Raw genomic sequence first — 16,295 nt, 5'->3', positions numbered from 1 at the left:
GGAAAATGCACATGAATACGTTGCTTCGCATCTCCCCCGAACACACTGCCGCTACTGCCGTTAACCAGTACGTACAGGTGAACGGCGACACAATCGCCTACCGCGCCATCGGCGCCGGCAGCCCCATCGTGCTGGCCAATCGTATGCGCGGAACGCTTGATACCTGGGATCCTCTGTTCCTGGATTCGCTCGCTGAGCGACACACGGTCATCACCTTCGACTACCCGGGCGTTGGCTACTCGAACGGCACACTACCGGACGATTTGGGCAAGGTCGCCAGTTTCGTCGATGACTTTGCCACGGCCATCGGGCTGGACAGGTTCGCCATGCTGGGCTGGTCGTGGGGCGGCTTCACCACCCAGACTCTGCTGCTCGACCAACCGGAGCGGGTGACACACGCTATTTTGGTAGGTACCAATCCTCCCGGACAGGGCCAGCTGCCGATCCAGCAGGTATTCATCGAGCGTGCCATGAAACCGGTGAACGACCTGGACGACGAAGAAGTATTGTTCTTCGAACCGAAATCCGCCTTCAGTCGCGCGGCGGCCAAGGCCTCCCGTGAGCGCATCTACTCCCGCCCTGATGTGGTGTCGAAGATTCCTTCACAGATGGAGCAGTTCATGGTTTACCTGAAGGCCGCCGAGGTCTTCGGTGAAGACGCTTCGGGGCGCCGCGCACGGCTGACCCTGGTTCGCACACCAATGCTGGTGATCAGCGGTGATAACGACACCAGCACTGCGGGGCAGAACTGGTTTCCGCTGATCGGCCAGTTGCGCAACGCACAATTCGTCTTTTATCCCGAAGCCGGGCATGGCCCGCAGCACCAGTACCCGGAGCTGTCTGCGCAATACATCGCCGATTTCATCTCTCGCACATCCAAATAGACCTGAGGAGGGACATGCCATGCGTTATCGCATCTTCAGCAATACCGGCCTCCGGGTCTCTTCATTGGCTCTGGGCACCGGCAACTTCGGCAAGGGCTGGGGTTACGGTACCGACCGGGAAGAGGCCAGTAGGATATACGCACGTTATCGCGAAGCTGGTGGCAACTTCATCGATACGGCGGATCAGTATCAGTTTGGCCAGTCGGAAATAATGCTCGGCGAGTTCATTGCAGCTGAACGCGATGACATCATTCTTGCCAGTAAATTTTCCCTCGGCGATTCGCCAGACGCTGGACTCCAGCGCTCCGGCAACAGCCGCAAAACCATGTTTCGCTCGGTCGAAGCCAGTCTCAAACGCTTAAAAACGGATCGCATCGATCTGCTGTGGGTGCATATGCCTGACGCAGTGACGCCCATCGATGAAATCGTTCGTGGTCTCGACGACCTGGTGCGTTCTGGCAAGATCCTGTATGCAGGATTGTCGGACTTTCCCGCGTGGCGTATCGCTACCGGCGCTACCATAGCCGAGCTACGTGGTTGGTCACCCATTTCCGCTGTTCAATTAGAATACAGCTTGGTGGAACGGTCGGCGGAGCGTGAATTGCTGCCGATGGCTGCGGGGTTCAATCTGGGGACTGTCGGGTGGTCGCCGCTTGGGGGTGGTTTGCTCACCGGCAAGTACCGCAAAGGTGAAACAGGTCGGGCCCAAGGGCTGGGTGCGGTTATCCATGGCGAAAGCGATCAGCGCAAGGTCGCGACCGTGGACGCTGTGTTGGCAATTGCCGCAGAGACGGGGTATTCACCGGGGCAGGTCGCCATTGGATGGGTACTAGCCAAGGGAATACTACCGATCATTGGGCCGCGTACCGACGAGCAACTCGTCGACAACCTCGCCGCGCTAGAGGTTCGGCTGACTCAGACACAACTCGACCGGCTGGAGAACGCTAGTGCCATCAGTCTCGGCTTCCCGCACGATGTAGTGGCTGCTTCGGCACCTATGCTTGCAGGCGGGATGCTGGAGCTAATCGATGTGCCGAACAGGGCTATTCGCTGATTTAGAACCTGTGATGGTTCTGATGCGGCGCCCATAACCAATTTTGTTGAGGTGACAAAATGATCGATTGGGCCCTTTAGACACAGTAGAGAGTATGCTCGCCGCTCTTGCTCGCAAACGGCGCGTATTTTGAATGACCGCTATGGGTCGGTAGCTGACTCAAGGAGGCGCCGGCTCGAAACCCGGCGCCAACGTGGAGAAAAGGTCAAACCTCAGTCTGCTCCGCCATTTCTAGAGCGTCGTCCACCTCAATCCCGAGGTATCGAACAGTGCTCTCCAGTTTCGTATTGCCTAGCAGCAGTTGAACCGCCCGCAGGTTCTTCGTTTTGCGATAGATCAGCGAGGCTTTGGTTCTACGAAGCGTATGGGTTCCATAGAGCGTGGGGCGAGACCGATTGTCGTTACCTAAGCTTTCACTATGCGGGCGTACTGTCTCGTGGATATGTGCGCTGAATGTCGAACACGGCTGGGGAAAAGGAAATCGTCGTTGCGACGGCGAGCGGCAAGGATCCAAGCTTCAACTGATGCTCTCGTCTGGGCGGTGATTTCGAACTGCACCGGCCGCTGGGTCTTCTGTTGCATGACGATTGCACGCGTCGATACATAATCCCCGTGAGCGATGTCTCTGACGCGCAGCTTCGTTAAATCGCAGGCTCGTAGTTTGCTGTCGATAGCGAGGTTGAACAGCGCCAGGTCACGATCCTTGTTTGCGATTTCCAGTCGCACTCTGATAGCCCAAATGTCCCTGAGTCTCAGTGGCGCTTTTTGGCCGACCAGTTTGTGAGCTTTCTTTGTGGGTGTGGCCATGATTCGTCCTCCACATGAGTGAAGGAATAGGATGCATCGCTCCTAGCTCCAGATGCTCTACGACCAAGCCCTATCGCCGGAGATGCTCTTAAAACACGCGTGTCGGATATTTCGCTTCCACCGCCGCTGACTCTCAGCGACTTCAGACTACTTTCAGATTCGCCGCTGATACTCCCCTCATCGAACGACCCTTGGGGGGATCACCATGACCCAGCAAGAATGGAGCGGCCTGTTTCCATTCCGCTTTGGCTCCGTCATCGAGCGACAAGCCCGTCTGACCTTGCACCTCGAAGGCGACTCCGACCGCGAGGAGCTTGAAACCTTCATCCACGAACGTTTCGAGTCCATCCACCACGCTGACGTCCACCAGTATCTGCCGGAGCTGATCGGGCTGCAGGACAGCCACGGGCGCTTGATCGCAGCCGTCGGCATTCGTCCGGCCAGTCACAGGCCGCTGTTTCTTGAGCACTACCTGGATGAGCCACTGGAGGGCGTTGTGTCGCGGCTTGCAGGTCGTGCCGTCGGGCGTGAGCAGTTGGTCGAGGTAGGCAACCTTGCTGCCCTGAGTGCCGGCAGTGCGCGCGTAATCATTACTGCCGTGACCTGGCTGCTGGCTGCGCGCGACCTTCAGTGGGTCGCCTTTACCGGCGCCTCCACCCTGGTCAACAGCTTCCACCGATTGGGACTGGAACCAACCGTGATCGCCGAAGCAGATCCGAGTCGCCTGAACGGCGAGCTGGCCAGCTGGGGCAGCTATTACGTGCAGCACCCCCTGGTCTACGCAGGAAACATCGGTTGCGGCCATGATGAGCTGGAGCGCGCGGGTGTGTACAAGCGCATGGGTTTCCCGATGCTGCTACAGGAGGCCGGCCATGCCGCATGAACTGAACGCCTTTCGTGAGGTGCTGCAGGCGCATGCCAAGGAGCATGCCTCGAAAGCGGCTGTACGCGGAATCACCGGCAACGTCACCTATGCCCAGCTTCTGGCTGAAGTTGAACATCGCGAAGCATGGCTGCGAGAGCAACCCGAAGGGCCGTTTGCCCTCGCATTGGAGAACGGCCCCGAAGCGCTCTTCTGGGATCTGGCCGCGCTCTTAGCTGAGCGTCCTTGCGTCATCCTCCCGCCCTTTTTCAGTGCCGCACAGCGCCTGCATTGCTTGATGCAGACCCAGGCGACGCTTGCCGTCGCCAACGACGCCTTCGCAGAAGATCTGCGAGCAGCCGGTTTCACACCAGGCGAGCGCTTCTGGGAGCGGCCGGCCGTACTCGACGCCGGCTTACCGGCAGGCACTGCCAAGATCACCTACACCTCCGGTAGCACCGGGTCGTCCAAGGGCGTATGCCTGAGCGCCTCGTCACTGCTGTGCGTTGCACAGGAGCTTGAAGCAGCGAGCCGTCCCACCGAGCCCACGGAGTACCTCGCAGTACTTCCGCTGGCCGTCTTGCTGGAGAACCTCGGTATTTATGCAGCGCTGCTGGCTGGAGCCAGCATCACGCTCTATCCGCAAGCGCAGATGGGTATCGGTGGCGCCAGTCAGGTCGACTGGAAACGCTTCCTCGGCACCATTGCACTCAGCGGCGCCGAGAGCCTGATTCTGGTGCCACAGCTCCTGCTTGGTCTGGTCACCGCCATCGAGCGCGGCGTGATGAAAGTCGGCCCCCTGCGTTTCGTCGCAGTGGGTGGTGCCCGAGTGGCGAGCAATTTGCTGGAACGCGCCGAAGCAGTGGGTCTTCCGGTCTTCGAAGGTTACGGGCTCTCAGAATGCGCCTCCGTGATTTGCCTGAACCGCCCAGGCGATCAACATCCAGGAAGCGTTGGCCGTCCTCTGCCGCACGTCCAGGTGCGTATCGCGGATGACGGAGAAGTGCTGGTTCGCGGTTCGACCCTGCTGGGTTATCTGGGCGAGCCGTCATTCGACGGGGAATGGTGGCCAACCGGCGATCTCGGCCATTTCGACGCTGCTGGTTTCCTCTACCTGGCAGGCCGCAAGAAGAACCAGTTCATCACCAGCTTCGGTCGCAACGTGAGTCCCGAGTGGATCGAGGCCGAACTTTCCCAGACAGGCGTAATCCTCCAGGCCTTCGTCCATGGCGAGGGGCTGCCGCGCAACTTCGCATTGCTCTGGCCTGTCGACCCAAGCGTCAGTGACGAACTCATCGAGCAGGCCGTGCAGCAATGCAACGCTGGCTTACCCGATTACGCACGGGTTCATGCCTGGAGACGCCTACCCAGCCCCTTTAACGGTGCTGACGGAACCCTTACCAGTAACGGTCGGCCGCGTCGCCAGGAAATCCTCCGTCGCCACCAGCCCCTCATCACTGAACTCTCGCAACCCTGAGGTCTGCCATGAACTTCTTCGACACTCTCCAATCAGCCACCACCCAGGAACGCCAGGCGCTGTTCAGCGTCCCTGTCATTCGCGATGCCCTGAGAGGCGTTGTCAGCCTGGAGGGTTACATCGCGTTCCTCACTCAGGCCTATCACCACGTTCGCCATACCGTGCCACTGATGATGGCGTGCGGCGCTCGCCTTCCCAGCCGGCTTGAATGGCTGCGCGGTGCAGTCTGCGAATACATCGAGGAGGAGTACGGCCACGAGCAGTGGATTCTCAATGACATTGCAGCCTGCGGTGGCGACGCGGAGCAGGTGCGTAACAGCCGCCCCAGCCCGCCGATCGAGCTGATGGTAGCCTTCCTCTATGACTTGATTGCCCGCGACAATCCTGTCGGCCTGTTCGGCATGGTCAATGTCCTCGAAGGTACCAGTATCGCCCTCGCTACCCAGGCCGCCGGCAGCATCCAGCACGGGCTTGGTCTACCGCCGACGGCATTCAGCTACCTGAGCTCCCACGGCGCGCTCGATCAGGATCACATGGCAACCTATCGCGAGCTAATGAACCGCCTGGATCGTCCGGAAGATCAAGAAGCGGTGATTCATTCCGCCAAGGTCGTCTACCAGCTGTACACCGAGATGTTCCGAGGCCTACCGCGAGCCCACCAGCCAGAGGTGCAGCATGCGCTTGCGTGAGTCGGTGGTAGTATTGACCGGTGCCAGCGGCGGCATTGGCCTGGAACTGGCCAGCCAGCTGTGTGCTGGCGGCGCCCGAGTGCTGGCCATCAGCCGACACCTTGGCGGTCTGGCGGTGCTCATGAACCGTTATCCCAATCAGTTGCGCTGGCACTCTGCTGATCTTCGTACCAAGAATGGCCGGCAGGAGGTAGCCACTGCTGCCTGGGCCATGGGCGGCGTGAACGTGCTGATCAACGCCGCAGGCGTGAACCGTTTCGCCCTGCTTGAGCAGATCGATGAGGACACGCTGGACGACCTGCTGGATCTCAACATCAAGGCCCCGTTGCAGCTGACCCGTCTGCTGCTGCCATTGTTGCGCGAGCAGCCTCATGCGTTGGTGGTGAACGTCGGCTCCATCTACGGCTCCATCGGCTATCCCGGCTACGCGACCTATAGCGCCAGTAAATTCGCCTTGCGCGGATTCTCCGAGGCGCTTCGACGCGAATTAGCCGATACCACGGTCGACGTTCTCTACGCGGCACCACGTGCCACCCGTACATCGATGAATACGTCGGCCGCCACCGCGCTCAACCAGGCGCTGAAAGTAGGCATGGATGATCCGGTCGATGTGGCGCGGGCCGTACTTGATGCGGTGCAACAACAACGCAACGAGCTGTACCTGGGATGGCCGGAAAAACTCTTCGTGCGCCTCAACGGCATGCTCCCCGGCGTGGTCGACCGCGCGTTGCGCAAGCAGCTCCCACTGATCCGCCGTTACAGCGATGCCAACGCCAAGGAGCACAGCAAATGAAACGCCTGATACTCGCCAGCCTCATTGCCTTCTCCCCACTGACCTGGGCGCTCGATCAGGCTGGTAGCCAGCACCTCAGCGCAATCCAGCAACGTTGGGCGCAAATCCAGTACCAGTTGCCCGAAGCACAACGCGCAGCCGCTTTCGAAAAGCTGGCGAGCGACGCAGAGGCCTTCACCCATGAGCAGCCCCAGGCTGCGGAAGCCTGGATCTGGAATGGAATCGTCACCAGCAGTTGGGCCGGCGCCACAGGCGGGCTTGGCGCGCTGGGCAAAGTCAAGGCTGCCCGGGCAAGCCTGGAGAAGGCCCTGACTCTCGATCCAAACTCTCTGCAGGGGTCGGCTTACACCAGCCTCGGCGCACTGTATGACCGAGTGCCTGGCTGGCCCATAGGGTTCGGCGACTCGGACAAGGCAGATGAGCTGCTGCGCAAGGCGCTGCGGATGAATCCAGAAGGCATCGACAGCAACTACTTCTGGGGTGACCATCTTTATCGCCAAGGGCATTACGTCAAAGCGCGTGCGGCTTTACAGAAAGCTCTGCAGGCACCGCCACGGACTGGCCGTGAGCTGGCCGACCAGGGCCGGCGCGGCGAAATCGATGCTTTACTCAAGACGATCAAGGACAAGCAGGACTAAGCATGCGGCTACTGGTAGTCGAAGACGATCCCGCTCTGGGGGAAGGTATCTGCAACGGATTGCGCCAAGAGGGTTACACCATTGACTGGCTGCAGGACGGGGTGAGTGCATTGCACGCCTTGCAGCAGGAGACCTTCGATCTGGTCGTGCTGGATCTGGGACTTCCGCGTCTGGATGGCATCGAGGTGCTGCGCCGGTTGCGTGCTGGGGGTAATGCAGTGCCCGTACTGATCCTAACCGCCCGTGACGCGACCGATGATCGCATCGCCGGCCTCGATGCCGGCGCCGACGACTACCTGGTCAAACCTTTCGACCTCAACGAGCTGAAAGCACGTCTGCGTGCGCTACTTCGACGTAGCGCCGGTCGCGCCAAAGTGCTGATTGAGCATGCCGGGGTGACACTCGACCCGGCTACTCGGCAAGTCAGCTACCAGGGGCATCCAGTCGTGCTGACCCCGAAAGAGTACCGGCTGCTCCATGAACTGCTGTCCCAACCCGGCAAGGTCTTCACCCGCGAGCGGCTCACTCAGCTCCTTTACGGATGGGATGAAGAGCCTGAGAGCAACACGCTGGAAGTGAACGTTTACCACCTGCGCAAGAAACTCTTCAACGATCTGATCCGCACCGTTCGCGGCATCGGTTATCTGGTGGAAGGCAAAGCATGAGCTCGTTGCGCCAACGCACGCTGTGGCGGGTCATGCTGCTGTTGCTGGTCGGTACTAGCCTGCTTACGCTCTACAACTATCACGACAGCAGCCACGAGATCGACGAGATCTACGACGCGCATCTGGCGCAAAACGCGCGTCTCTTGCAGGGCGTGATGAGCATGCCGATGGACGACAGCGATCGCCACGCGCTGTATCTCGCCTTCAACGAAGCGCTGAGCCATGCGGGCAAGTACCGTGTCGGCCACCCCTACGAGAGCAAACTCGCCTTCCAAGTGTGGCGCACCAACGGTGAAGTCCTGGTACATACGGCCAGTGCCCCGAGCTTCACTCGTCCTCTGACCGAGCCCGGCTTTTCAAACATCATGGTGGGGGAGCAGCAATGGCGCAGCTTCGTGCTTCCCGTGCCAGAGCGCCAGTTGGTGATCTGGGTCGGTGAGCGCAACGATGTGCGCAACGATCTGATCGGTCGTATCGTCCGCCACACCTTGTTTCCCTTCCTGATTGGCAGCCTCGCGCTAGCGTTGCTGGTGTGGCTGGCCATCGGCTGGGGGCTGCAACCGCTGCAGAACATGGCACGCGTCATCCGAGCGCGGCATGCAGAGTCACTGGAGCCACTGCAGCTCGTGCCTCTACCTCGGGAGCTGGAACCCATGCAGGCGGCGCTTAATCGTCTGCTAGGGCAGATCGATGAATTGCTGCGTCGAGAGCACCGATTCATCGCCGACGCTGCCCACGAGATGCGTACGCCCCTGGCAATTCTTCGCCTGCATGCGCAGAACGCGCTCGAAGCCAGCTGCGATGCCGAGCGAGATAAAGCCCTGGAGTTTCTAGTCGGCGGCGTGGATCGTCTCGGCCGAGTGGTCAATCAGTTGCTGACCATGGCGCGGATCGAGCCGCGACTAGGACGACGCAACTGGGTGGCAGTGGATGTGGCTGGCGTGGCGACAGAGACATTGGCGAAGATGACACCCTGGATTATGGATCAAGGCCAGGAACCGTCTCTGGAGATCACCGAGAGCAACTATCAGCTTCAAAGCGATGCAGGCGCTTTGGGCATTGCTCTGCAAAATCTGGTCACAAACGCAGTAAATCACTCTCCAGCTGGCGGTCGAATCAACGTCACGCTACACCGCGAAGGCAACGCCATCGTAGTCAACGTGGAAGATCAGGGGCCAGGCATCGACGAGGAAGACCTTGACCGTGTCTTCGAGCGTTTCTACAGCAAAGGCTCTGAGAACGGCGCCGGACTGGGTCTGTCCATTGTGGCGATGATCATGGAGCGGCTTGGAGGCAGTGTGCAGTTGAGCAATCTTCCCTCCGGCGGGCTCCGCGCAACGTTGACAATCGCGCCTACGTCCTGACCATTTAAGTCCGCAATGGGTCGAAGGCGGTCACTCACAACCGGCTACTTTCGAACCAAAGCCGCCATTTACTGGGGGCAGCAAACGGCCAGAAGTGGCCATTCGAAGGTGTCTACGAATTTAGTGGCGATTCAAATGGCCAGTAAGCCATCGAACAAAGGGAGCTGGTTTCGAGTAGCCCAACAATGTTAGTGCTGCGCCTTCGAGCCACCTCTCCCGCCACCTGCTGCCCAATCACAGACAACATAGGCGCTGTTGAGGGTACGCGCTACCACGTAGCCCTGGATCTCTTCGTACGTCACGACATTGGAGGTGCGAATGGGATCGCCATCATCAAAACGCCGCTCCCGGTCGCCGAAGACAACGCCTCTCAGGAACAACTCATGCGGCCCATACTCAACCGAGGACAGGTACGCCGTGATCTCCAATTCGAACTCCATCTGCATCGCCCTGGCTACCGTACTGGGCATGGCTGAAGGCGAGACATCGACGATTTTGCATGTGGAAAGCGGCGCGGGCCGTTTAACCATGTTTTACCTCCTAAGCGGTGACGCCCTCGGAACCTTACACACGAGGTACCAACCTATGGACTGACCAGCAACAGGTGACTAAGTCCGCGCGTGTTAGCCTTGACGAAGGCTTAACCCAAGGAGCGCTGTACTTGAGCAATCCACCTATTTCTGGCTACTACGAAAATCTTCTCGCTGCTCCCGACTTCTCCGACGACCCGATTGGTGCTCGCCAGAGTCAGCGCTGGCAACTGATCCTTCATGACATTCACCGCAGCACATCTGAAGGTGATCTGCGCGAAGCTCGGGGCAAAGCCGAAGGCTACATTCGAGGGCTTGTAGATGCTGGTCACCTTTCCAACGACCGCATCCGGGATTACAAAATCCTGAGCTGCATTCACCGTCGTCGAACATTGCTGTCGGATGCTTGATCGCAGCATCGTTTATCCAGCGCACGGAGGCGCCTGGCTACGTTGTTTTAATCATTGCCCCTATAAGCGCTCGTAAGCTCGCCCTTCCCAATCCCCGCTTGAACGACGTCAACACAAACCGTCCCTCTGCTGTAGTGATCACCCAGTAACGCCCTACCTTCTTCAGATGCTCAATGGGGGACGTCTGCAGAATGTGCCCATCCGCGTGTTGCTCAAACCGGCCCGGATCGGCATGACGAAAAACGATTCCGGTAGCACACTCCGACGTGATGAAGACATCGCTCAAGTAGGCTGTGACAGGTGGCGAGTATCTATAAGCCATCGCTCGTATGACCCGCTTGAGCTGGAAATCGGACGGGCTCTTGCAGTGGTAATCGATGTTGATCTCAGCTGACATCAGCGCTTCCTTTTCCACAACTGACATTGCCCGCCTCTGCAGGCTGACCCTGTCAAAGCTCTATGGTGAAATCCGGCGAAAAACCAGTACGCTCTCCTGGATAGCCTCTCGGATTCGAAATGACCCGGCAGCCCGAGAACATTGTGTCGACTGCATGATGCGTATGGCCGAAAATCCAAACGTCAGCCTGGGCAACAAGGTCGTGCCATTCATTGAAGTAGGCAGCACCCAGGTGACCTTCATGGCCATCGCCGGCCAGCTCTCGAAGAGGGCAATGATGCGTGATCACCACCGTCTTTCCCTCAAAGCCCTTGGCAAGCTCGACGGCCAGAAATTCTCGAGTGGTGATGTTCCGAGCAATCAGGTCGACAGGACGCAGCTTGCTGTAGCCCTCTCCAATGCGGATGCGCTTAAAGTCGTTCATCCACTCTGCACACACCCTCATCGCAGCCTTGTAGTCGCCAGTAGCGGTGAAATCTGTCCAGGCTGTTGCTACCAAAAACCTGGTGTCGCCGATAATGAGGGTTTGGTTGTCGAGGACATGCACATGCTCTGCTGCCGCGTCCTGCATCTTGATCAGCGTTTTGGAGAGGTGACCCTTGTAGAATTCATGGTTGCCACAGGCGTAGATCACCGGACAGCTGAAGGTTTCGTTGGCCCACAACACCCCTCGACTACGCACCGAAATGTCGCCGGCCAGCACCACCAAATCGGACTCCGTCGCAGGAGGCTGAAAGTCCGCGAACTCCAAGTGCAGATCTGAGTAAATCAAAATTTTCATCGGGTCAGCAGGTTCCTATTCGACGCTGATCGTGTCGCCGGAGCGTCCACATGGGGCAGCAAATCAAAATCAAGATTTAGAGCTCGGTCATTCGGCTTTAGCCGCCTACGGTCGAGAGACTCGAGTCACTAAAAGTCACCCCCGGCTCGACGCATTTCGTCCTCATCTGCGATTCCCTCATCATCTAATCGCAGACGTTCAATCAGCTCTGCTCGGAGCTCTTCGAGGCTAACTTGGCCATCCACGTAGCGCTGCAACTGTGCCAGGCGCTCAGCTGCAAGCCGCCCTCCGTCGATCGCTAGACAAGCGATCTCCGCTGCCACAGCTTTACGACGGCGTTCGCGCTCCACCCCATCGATTTCCATGTGCATTCCCACGTCGGTTAGCCGAAGCCTCCATAGGAACGGAAGCCCGGCTATCAAGCGCTACCTAAAGGCTTTACTAAAGCGCTGAGAGAGCGATGCCGCATCAATCGAAGCCCAACTCTCCGGATCATTACTCAACCTGACCCAGTTGATCGCCACCCCCACCATCACCAGCCCAGCAAGAATCCCCTCCCAGAACGCCCAAACAAAGGTGGTTCGAACAAGGTAATCAGGATCGACGCTTCCGGTGAGTAGGTGGATCGGATAAGGAGAAAGGAAGCATCCTGCAATGAACGCCAAGATCATCAAAGGTACTGCGTAGACCATTAACATCACCGGCACCTTGATCTGATACTGCCTCGCAGCTACCAGCTTGCCGCTCGGGCCCTTCATGGCATAGATGGTGGCCTTGTTCTTCATCTTGTCCTTATTCTTGGTGAAGATGCCGTACAGGGTCACACGCGCTCCTGCCTCGAGCTCTTCGTAAATTTTTCCCGGTAGCAGAACCTCCGGCAGCACTTCCCCGTCTATCACGATCCGGGCAGTGACTGCTCCCGGCTCGGTAGCGGTGACACGTGGTTTATCGATCACTCCCGTGACCTGGCGGCAATCAAACTTGATCAAAATTTGCTCCTGCAATTTTAAGAGCGCGCAGCCGACCCCACCGCCTCGAAGGCAGCGTCTGTCGATGTGCCGAGTCAGCTACGCGCGGAACGAAAAAACAGTACTAAGTGCAGCCTGTTTCCTTGACCCATCTCCAAGCAATAGGTAGACGGTACTTTTAGTTTCAAACATGCACGGGTGGTGATGCGAAAGTCCAAAATTGGTGCGCACCCAGTGGCCAGCCGGGAAGCGCTGTTGGCTGTCCTGGACGACCTCATGTGCATAAACAACCGTGGGCAGGATCCCCATGGATGACAGCTTCTGATGCTCATATTGGGTGAGCTGCAAGTCGGCGATAATCCAATGCTTCACAAGGCAGAAAGGCTTCCCAGGCAAAGCCTGCTCGGCGCTACGGATGAGTTCTTCCTCGGTACCTAACCACCCTTCTACTGGCTCTCCGCTCCCGTAGAAGAACTGTGTGATCTCATCTAACGTCGCAGCCATGCAACCTCCAGGCTTGGATATGGCACTTGTGGGAGATGTGAGGCAAATCGGCTGCGCACCATGTGCAACGATGATCGATCGGGCCGTGCCCTCGGGTCGATGACTCGGCGCCCCACCTTAACTCTGCGGCGCTAACACAGACGTTGCCACAGTCAGGTCTGATCACTGGTGAAAACAAGCCCAGAATCGGTTACGAATTCGTAGATGGGGGCGTGCTCACTTCCGTCTTGCATTCGTATTTCCAACAAGGCAGCCATCGAGCAGCCACGTTGACGTAAAGCCCGCGGAGGTATCACGTAGATTTGATGCACGTCCAACAAAGCCGGAGAACCACCGTACCAAAGTGACTTTACGGTTGCGACGTCACTCACTAGGTGCGTCGTTGGGCCTACGGCTCCGCCATCAAACCCCACGCCTTCAATCAAGAAAGTGAAGCTGCATCTGCTGAGGTCGACGGAATTCCAATACAAGACGTCAGAATCGCCAAGCTTGAACCGTCCCTGCAGCTCCTCGCTGTTTGTCAAAAACACATGTCTTCCTAGTATTGCGGGTCGCAATTGAGCTCCCGCCAACCGATGGCGTAGCCCAGACACGACAGTCACCGGAGGCCGTTTACTCGACCATGATCGTCATTTTTTGCCAATCATTGGCGTCAGTCAGTGAGGTCTGACCTCGGATTCCACAAGGGTTGCACCAGGCTGAAAGCGCATTCCATGCACGCCATCCAATATATTCTATGGCGAGCATATGATCAATATGGCCTTATCCTCACTTTTGAGGATTCGACATGGTGTCGAGGGAGTCCCTAGCAGCAGTCCTGCGTTTGGCGCGAGCGAGCCGTGGGCTATCGCGGGATCAGGTGCATGAGAAGGCCAGGATCTACCCTAGCCAGCTTCATGGGCTCGAGAACGGTAAACTGGGTGTTACGTTGGACATGCTAGGCAGCATCGCTGAGGCCCTTGGCTTTGATCCGCTGGCACTTTTGATAGTCGCCACTAGCTGTGATGCTCAGACATCTGTTGCTGAACGTTTAGCGGTTATCAAAAAAGAGCTAGCGATTCTGAATTCTCTACACATAGTTTCTGATTTGCCGAAGCATTTTGTTGAAGGCGAACTAGTGGCTCAGCGTGCAGGACGAAGCCTGAGCGAGAACGTAGTTCGAGAAGCCCTGGCATGTCGTGATCAAGGTCTAAATCAGCGGGAAACTGCAGAGAGGCTTGGAATACATCAGTCAACTGTCAGCAGAATTTGGCGTAGAAATGCAACCTGAGTTAGGCAGACAATTTCCGAAAACCTTCTCGCAGGAAATCCGTATTACGCGCCGACGGCGGAGTTTTTAGCCACCAATTAGCTCGGGCGGAAAGCAATCCTGACACAGTGAATCGCCGAGAAGCAGGGCTAAATCTTGAGATTTTGGCCGAAATTCAGGAGTCACAAACTGGGCGACCCCAACCTCTAGAAGGATGGAAAAACCAGCCTTGCTGGTGCTTGTTTACATCAGGTGTAGATGTTACTGGACAGTGGGAATTTTGAGAGGAGTTTCCAATGAGGTGCACACAGCGGTACTTTAGCGGCGTTGCTGAAAAGTCACTGGTGGGTATCTGACTCAGGTAGTTATTCGGAGCGCCCAAACAATTTGCTCAAGCTCTTCAGCACAGAGCTGCTCCCGTGCTTCATTCCTCACGACCATGACGGCCTCCTTGTCCATCGCGATACACCCCCGCTCTGCAATTTCCTCACGATCAACAGGAAAGAGCCAGGTGGTCGAGCGAGTCATCGCCCGTATCAAGTCAGCCTCATGCTTTGAAATCACCCCATAAGCAACGCCAAGCAGCCAATACGCTACACACAAGTGGATAGGTTCTGCCTCATCGAACACGGCATCTACCCCAATTCCTTGGCTCGCACGCCCCCTGTACCTTCGCACCGGGAAGGGACGGAAATACTGGCTGGCGAATCCATTAATCAACCCTCCGGAGATATCACGCCACAGCCATAGATACATCAAAAATCTCCCAGAATTGAAGCTCAGTTCAGATACGTTACCCTGCCGCAACTGAAGATTGAGCCATTGTTGCGTCCGTGCAACCAAACGTAGCAAAAAACGATTTTCCGCAAGAGCGACGTATGAACTCGTACTGGATAACGCGAAATTTACTTGCAACCTCATCGCAGGACTGCCGACATACTCTTCAAATGCAACCCATGCCTTGTTTACGTAATTCAAGCGGCGCTCCTGTACCCTCTTCAACAATACCGGCGATTCATGCCGGAGGCAAACAGCTGCACCTTGGATGCGCCAAGAGCGACGCCACGCAGGTGCCTGATTATTTGCCACATCACCGCAGAGGCACTCGGGACAATACACGACACTCGAATTAAACATCAGCAACGGCGCGTCTGGCAGTCGGAAAACAGAAGCGCTATGGACGCTAAAAAATGGCTCAAAGGGTTGAGTAAAGCTTTCGCATGCGACCAGAGCATCTATATCACCAGACACTCCACGGAAGTGAGCTTTGATGTGCTCCTGAATAGCTGCGCGGTCGACGAAGCTGCCAAGAACCAGTCGCGCGAGCCAAGACGAGAGCGTTTCGTCGTAAATTGGACAAAGCAGCCTTGAGCATACTGGCATATCATCCACCACTTTTGGCCTAATAAATTCCATGCGTTCAAACGCATGCTTGGCATTGTTCAAACACCTTGACTGCCGTCTCGCCTACCAGTCCGCGGGTCTGGTGATGAATCGCATTGACATTAGGAGCAAATGTGCTCCGAGATGAGAGATTTTGATGCACCAGCCCCTGCACGAAAGCGCCGTACCGTTTATCATTGGTCATTGGCGCCAATCTAAGGCACTCAGGCTTCAATGCTTCGAAAAGCTGGAGATACTTGTTCACATCGCTTTGTGTTCCAGCGATCACGAGTTTCGCAGTCATGGGCAGTGACAAGAGGTATGTCAGCGAAGCATGTGTGCACTGAGTGATATTGCGGGCGAACATCAGATACCTGCCAGCATCATGGATCAAAAAATATCGATAACCGCGCATGGCTAGCACGATCTCAAAGACTGCTGGCATCTTCTGAGTCGCGTCTTTACGGATCGAGTTGGGCATCTGCAGTGCTTCGACGACACTTTGCAGAACAAAGCATGGATCACTGTCGTCATCTTCATAAAGAGCAAGCGCCCGGCCTTTGCTCCGGCTCAATCTGCGCTCAATTTCATAGAGCACTGAACTCAACCCCGAGCCACGCTCGCCAGCGATCAAGATTACTCTTGGCTCGTTTTCTGACAACAACATTTCTAAGCATTTAGTGACAGCGCGCTCATTTCCGCTACTCGTGAGCCAACGGTCATGGGCAGGCTGCAGAAAAGCAGGTGTACAAGAGAGATCAACCGAAGGCGCATCATCAAGACTAGTCACGACTTATCTCCCTAGCAGCACAGTAAGGTTTATTGCTCCGCTTACTCAAA

At 57.1% G+C, this 16,295-nt stretch carries 18 protein-coding genes and 1 pseudogene; 11 read left to right on the top strand and 8 right to left on the bottom strand.

Annotated features, from left to right (window positions below):
• Window positions 1-11 precede the first annotated feature (11 nt).
• Together IX761_RS15730 and IX761_RS15725 are read left to right on the top strand one after the other, a co-directional pair.
• Window positions 12-884 (top strand): alpha/beta fold hydrolase, encoded by an 873-nt coding sequence (locus IX761_RS15730; RefSeq protein WP_194790488.1) that lies wholly within the window; start codon window positions 12-14, stop codon window positions 882-884.
• Between the two features lie 19 nt (window positions 885-903).
• Complete coding sequence (locus tag IX761_RS15725) at window positions 904-1,938, top strand: aldo/keto reductase (RefSeq protein WP_194790487.1); 1,035 nt, start codon at window positions 904-906, stop codon at window positions 1,936-1,938.
• A gap of 205 nt (window positions 1,939-2,143) precedes the next feature.
• Here IX761_RS15725 and IX761_RS15720 read toward each other — a convergent pair.
• A pseudogene (locus tag IX761_RS15720) lies at window positions 2,144-2,745 on the bottom strand (tyrosine-type recombinase/integrase).
• A 205-nt stretch (window positions 2,746-2,950) separates the two neighbouring features.
• On the opposite strand from IX761_RS15720, the gene IX761_RS15715 reads away from it, so the two are divergent.
• The 7 genes from IX761_RS15715 to IX761_RS15685 are packed head-to-tail and all read left to right on the top strand — an operon-like array spanning window position 2,951 to window position 9,233.
• Window positions 2,951-3,628, top strand: a complete 678-nt coding sequence (locus tag IX761_RS15715) for a thermostable hemolysin (RefSeq protein ID WP_194790486.1) — start codon at window positions 2,951-2,953, stop codon at window positions 3,626-3,628.
• Window positions 3,618-5,084 (top strand): AMP-binding protein, encoded by a 1,467-nt coding sequence (locus IX761_RS15710; RefSeq protein WP_194790485.1) that lies wholly within the window; start codon window positions 3,618-3,620, stop codon window positions 5,082-5,084. The genes IX761_RS15715 and IX761_RS15710 overlap by 11 nt, the downstream gene beginning before the upstream one ends.
• An 8-nt stretch (window positions 5,085-5,092) precedes the next feature.
• Window positions 5,093-5,773, top strand: coding sequence for a TenA family transcriptional regulator (locus tag IX761_RS15705; RefSeq protein ID WP_194790484.1), 681 nt, complete (start codon window positions 5,093-5,095; stop codon window positions 5,771-5,773).
• A complete protein-coding gene (locus IX761_RS15700) occupies window positions 5,760-6,566 on the top strand; it encodes an SDR family oxidoreductase (RefSeq protein ID WP_194790483.1) in 807 nt (268 codons plus the stop codon). The genes IX761_RS15705 and IX761_RS15700 overlap by 14 nt, the downstream gene beginning before the upstream one ends.
• Window positions 6,563-7,204 (top strand): tetratricopeptide repeat protein, encoded by a 642-nt coding sequence (locus tag IX761_RS15695; protein WP_194790482.1) that lies wholly within the window; start codon window positions 6,563-6,565, stop codon window positions 7,202-7,204. The genes IX761_RS15700 and IX761_RS15695 overlap by 4 nt, the downstream gene beginning before the upstream one ends.
• A gap of 2 nt (window positions 7,205-7,206) precedes the next feature.
• On the top strand, window positions 7,207-7,869 hold the full coding sequence (locus IX761_RS15690; RefSeq protein WP_194790481.1) for a response regulator transcription factor: 663 nt from the start codon (window positions 7,207-7,209) through the stop codon (window positions 7,867-7,869).
• The gene (locus tag IX761_RS15685; protein ID WP_194790480.1) at window positions 7,866-9,233 is read left to right on the top strand and encodes an ATP-binding protein; all 1,368 of its coding nucleotides are present in this window, start codon (window positions 7,866-7,868) and stop codon (window positions 9,231-9,233) included. Before IX761_RS15690 ends, IX761_RS15685 begins: the two co-directional genes overlap by 4 nt.
• Window positions 9,234-9,421: 188 nt before the next feature.
• Here the strand turns inward: IX761_RS15685 and IX761_RS15680 are convergent, their stop codons facing one another.
• Window positions 9,422-9,763, bottom strand: a complete 342-nt coding sequence (locus tag IX761_RS15680) for a hypothetical protein (RefSeq protein WP_228533599.1) — start codon at window positions 9,761-9,763, stop codon at window positions 9,422-9,424.
• Between the two features lie 131 nt (window positions 9,764-9,894).
• Here IX761_RS15680 and IX761_RS15675 point away from each other — a divergent pair, with 131 nt between their 5' ends.
• Window positions 9,895-10,173 (top strand): hypothetical protein, encoded by a 279-nt coding sequence (locus IX761_RS15675; RefSeq protein ID WP_194790479.1) that lies wholly within the window; start codon window positions 9,895-9,897, stop codon window positions 10,171-10,173.
• A gap of 449 nt (window positions 10,174-10,622) precedes the next feature.
• Here IX761_RS15675 and IX761_RS15670 read toward each other — a convergent pair whose 3' ends face one another.
• The 4 genes from IX761_RS15670 to IX761_RS15655 form a co-directional block, all read right to left on the bottom strand.
• Window positions 10,623-11,351 (bottom strand): metallophosphoesterase, encoded by a 729-nt coding sequence (locus IX761_RS15670; protein WP_194790478.1) that lies wholly within the window; start codon window positions 11,349-11,351, stop codon window positions 10,623-10,625.
• A gap of 128 nt (window positions 11,352-11,479) precedes the next feature.
• Window positions 11,480-11,716: an antitoxin VbhA family protein gene (locus IX761_RS15665; protein ID WP_194790477.1), complete on the bottom strand. Its 237-nt coding sequence runs from the start codon at window positions 11,714-11,716 to the stop codon at window positions 11,480-11,482.
• 60 nt (window positions 11,717-11,776) lie between these two features.
• The gene (locus tag IX761_RS15660) at window positions 11,777-12,340 is read right to left on the bottom strand and encodes a hypothetical protein (RefSeq protein ID WP_194790476.1); all 564 of its coding nucleotides are present in this window, start codon (window positions 12,338-12,340) and stop codon (window positions 11,777-11,779) included.
• 78 nt (window positions 12,341-12,418) lie between these two features.
• A complete protein-coding gene (locus tag IX761_RS15655; protein WP_194790475.1) occupies window positions 12,419-12,823 on the bottom strand; it encodes a DUF6957 family protein in 405 nt (134 codons plus the stop codon).
• Window positions 12,824-13,610: 787 nt separating this feature from the next.
• Between IX761_RS15655 and IX761_RS15650 the strand changes: the two genes are divergently transcribed.
• Window positions 13,611-14,093, top strand: coding sequence for a helix-turn-helix domain-containing protein (locus IX761_RS15650; RefSeq protein ID WP_194790474.1), 483 nt, complete (start codon window positions 13,611-13,613; stop codon window positions 14,091-14,093).
• 336 nt (window positions 14,094-14,429) lie between these two features.
• On the opposite strand, the gene IX761_RS15645 is transcribed toward IX761_RS15650, so the two are convergent.
• Both IX761_RS15645 and IX761_RS15640 read right to left on the bottom strand, forming a co-directional pair.
• Window positions 14,430-15,518 carry a TniQ family protein gene (locus IX761_RS15645; RefSeq protein ID WP_194790473.1) on the bottom strand — a complete coding sequence of 363 codons (1,089 nt, stop codon included), beginning with the start codon at window positions 15,516-15,518 and terminating at the stop codon, window positions 14,430-14,432.
• Window positions 15,493-16,245: a hypothetical protein gene (locus IX761_RS15640; RefSeq protein ID WP_194790472.1), complete on the bottom strand. Its 753-nt coding sequence runs from the start codon at window positions 16,243-16,245 to the stop codon at window positions 15,493-15,495. The genes IX761_RS15645 and IX761_RS15640 overlap by 26 nt, the downstream gene beginning before the upstream one ends.
• Window positions 16,246-16,295 lie beyond the last annotated feature (50 nt).

This window comes from Pseudomonas sp. UFMG81, from assembly GCF_015354575.1.
Classification (GTDB): Bacteria; Pseudomonadota; Gammaproteobacteria; order Pseudomonadales; family Pseudomonadaceae; genus Aquipseudomonas.
Note: the sequence above shows the minus strand (reverse complement) of the source record. Positions and strands in the feature narration are given on the sequence as shown.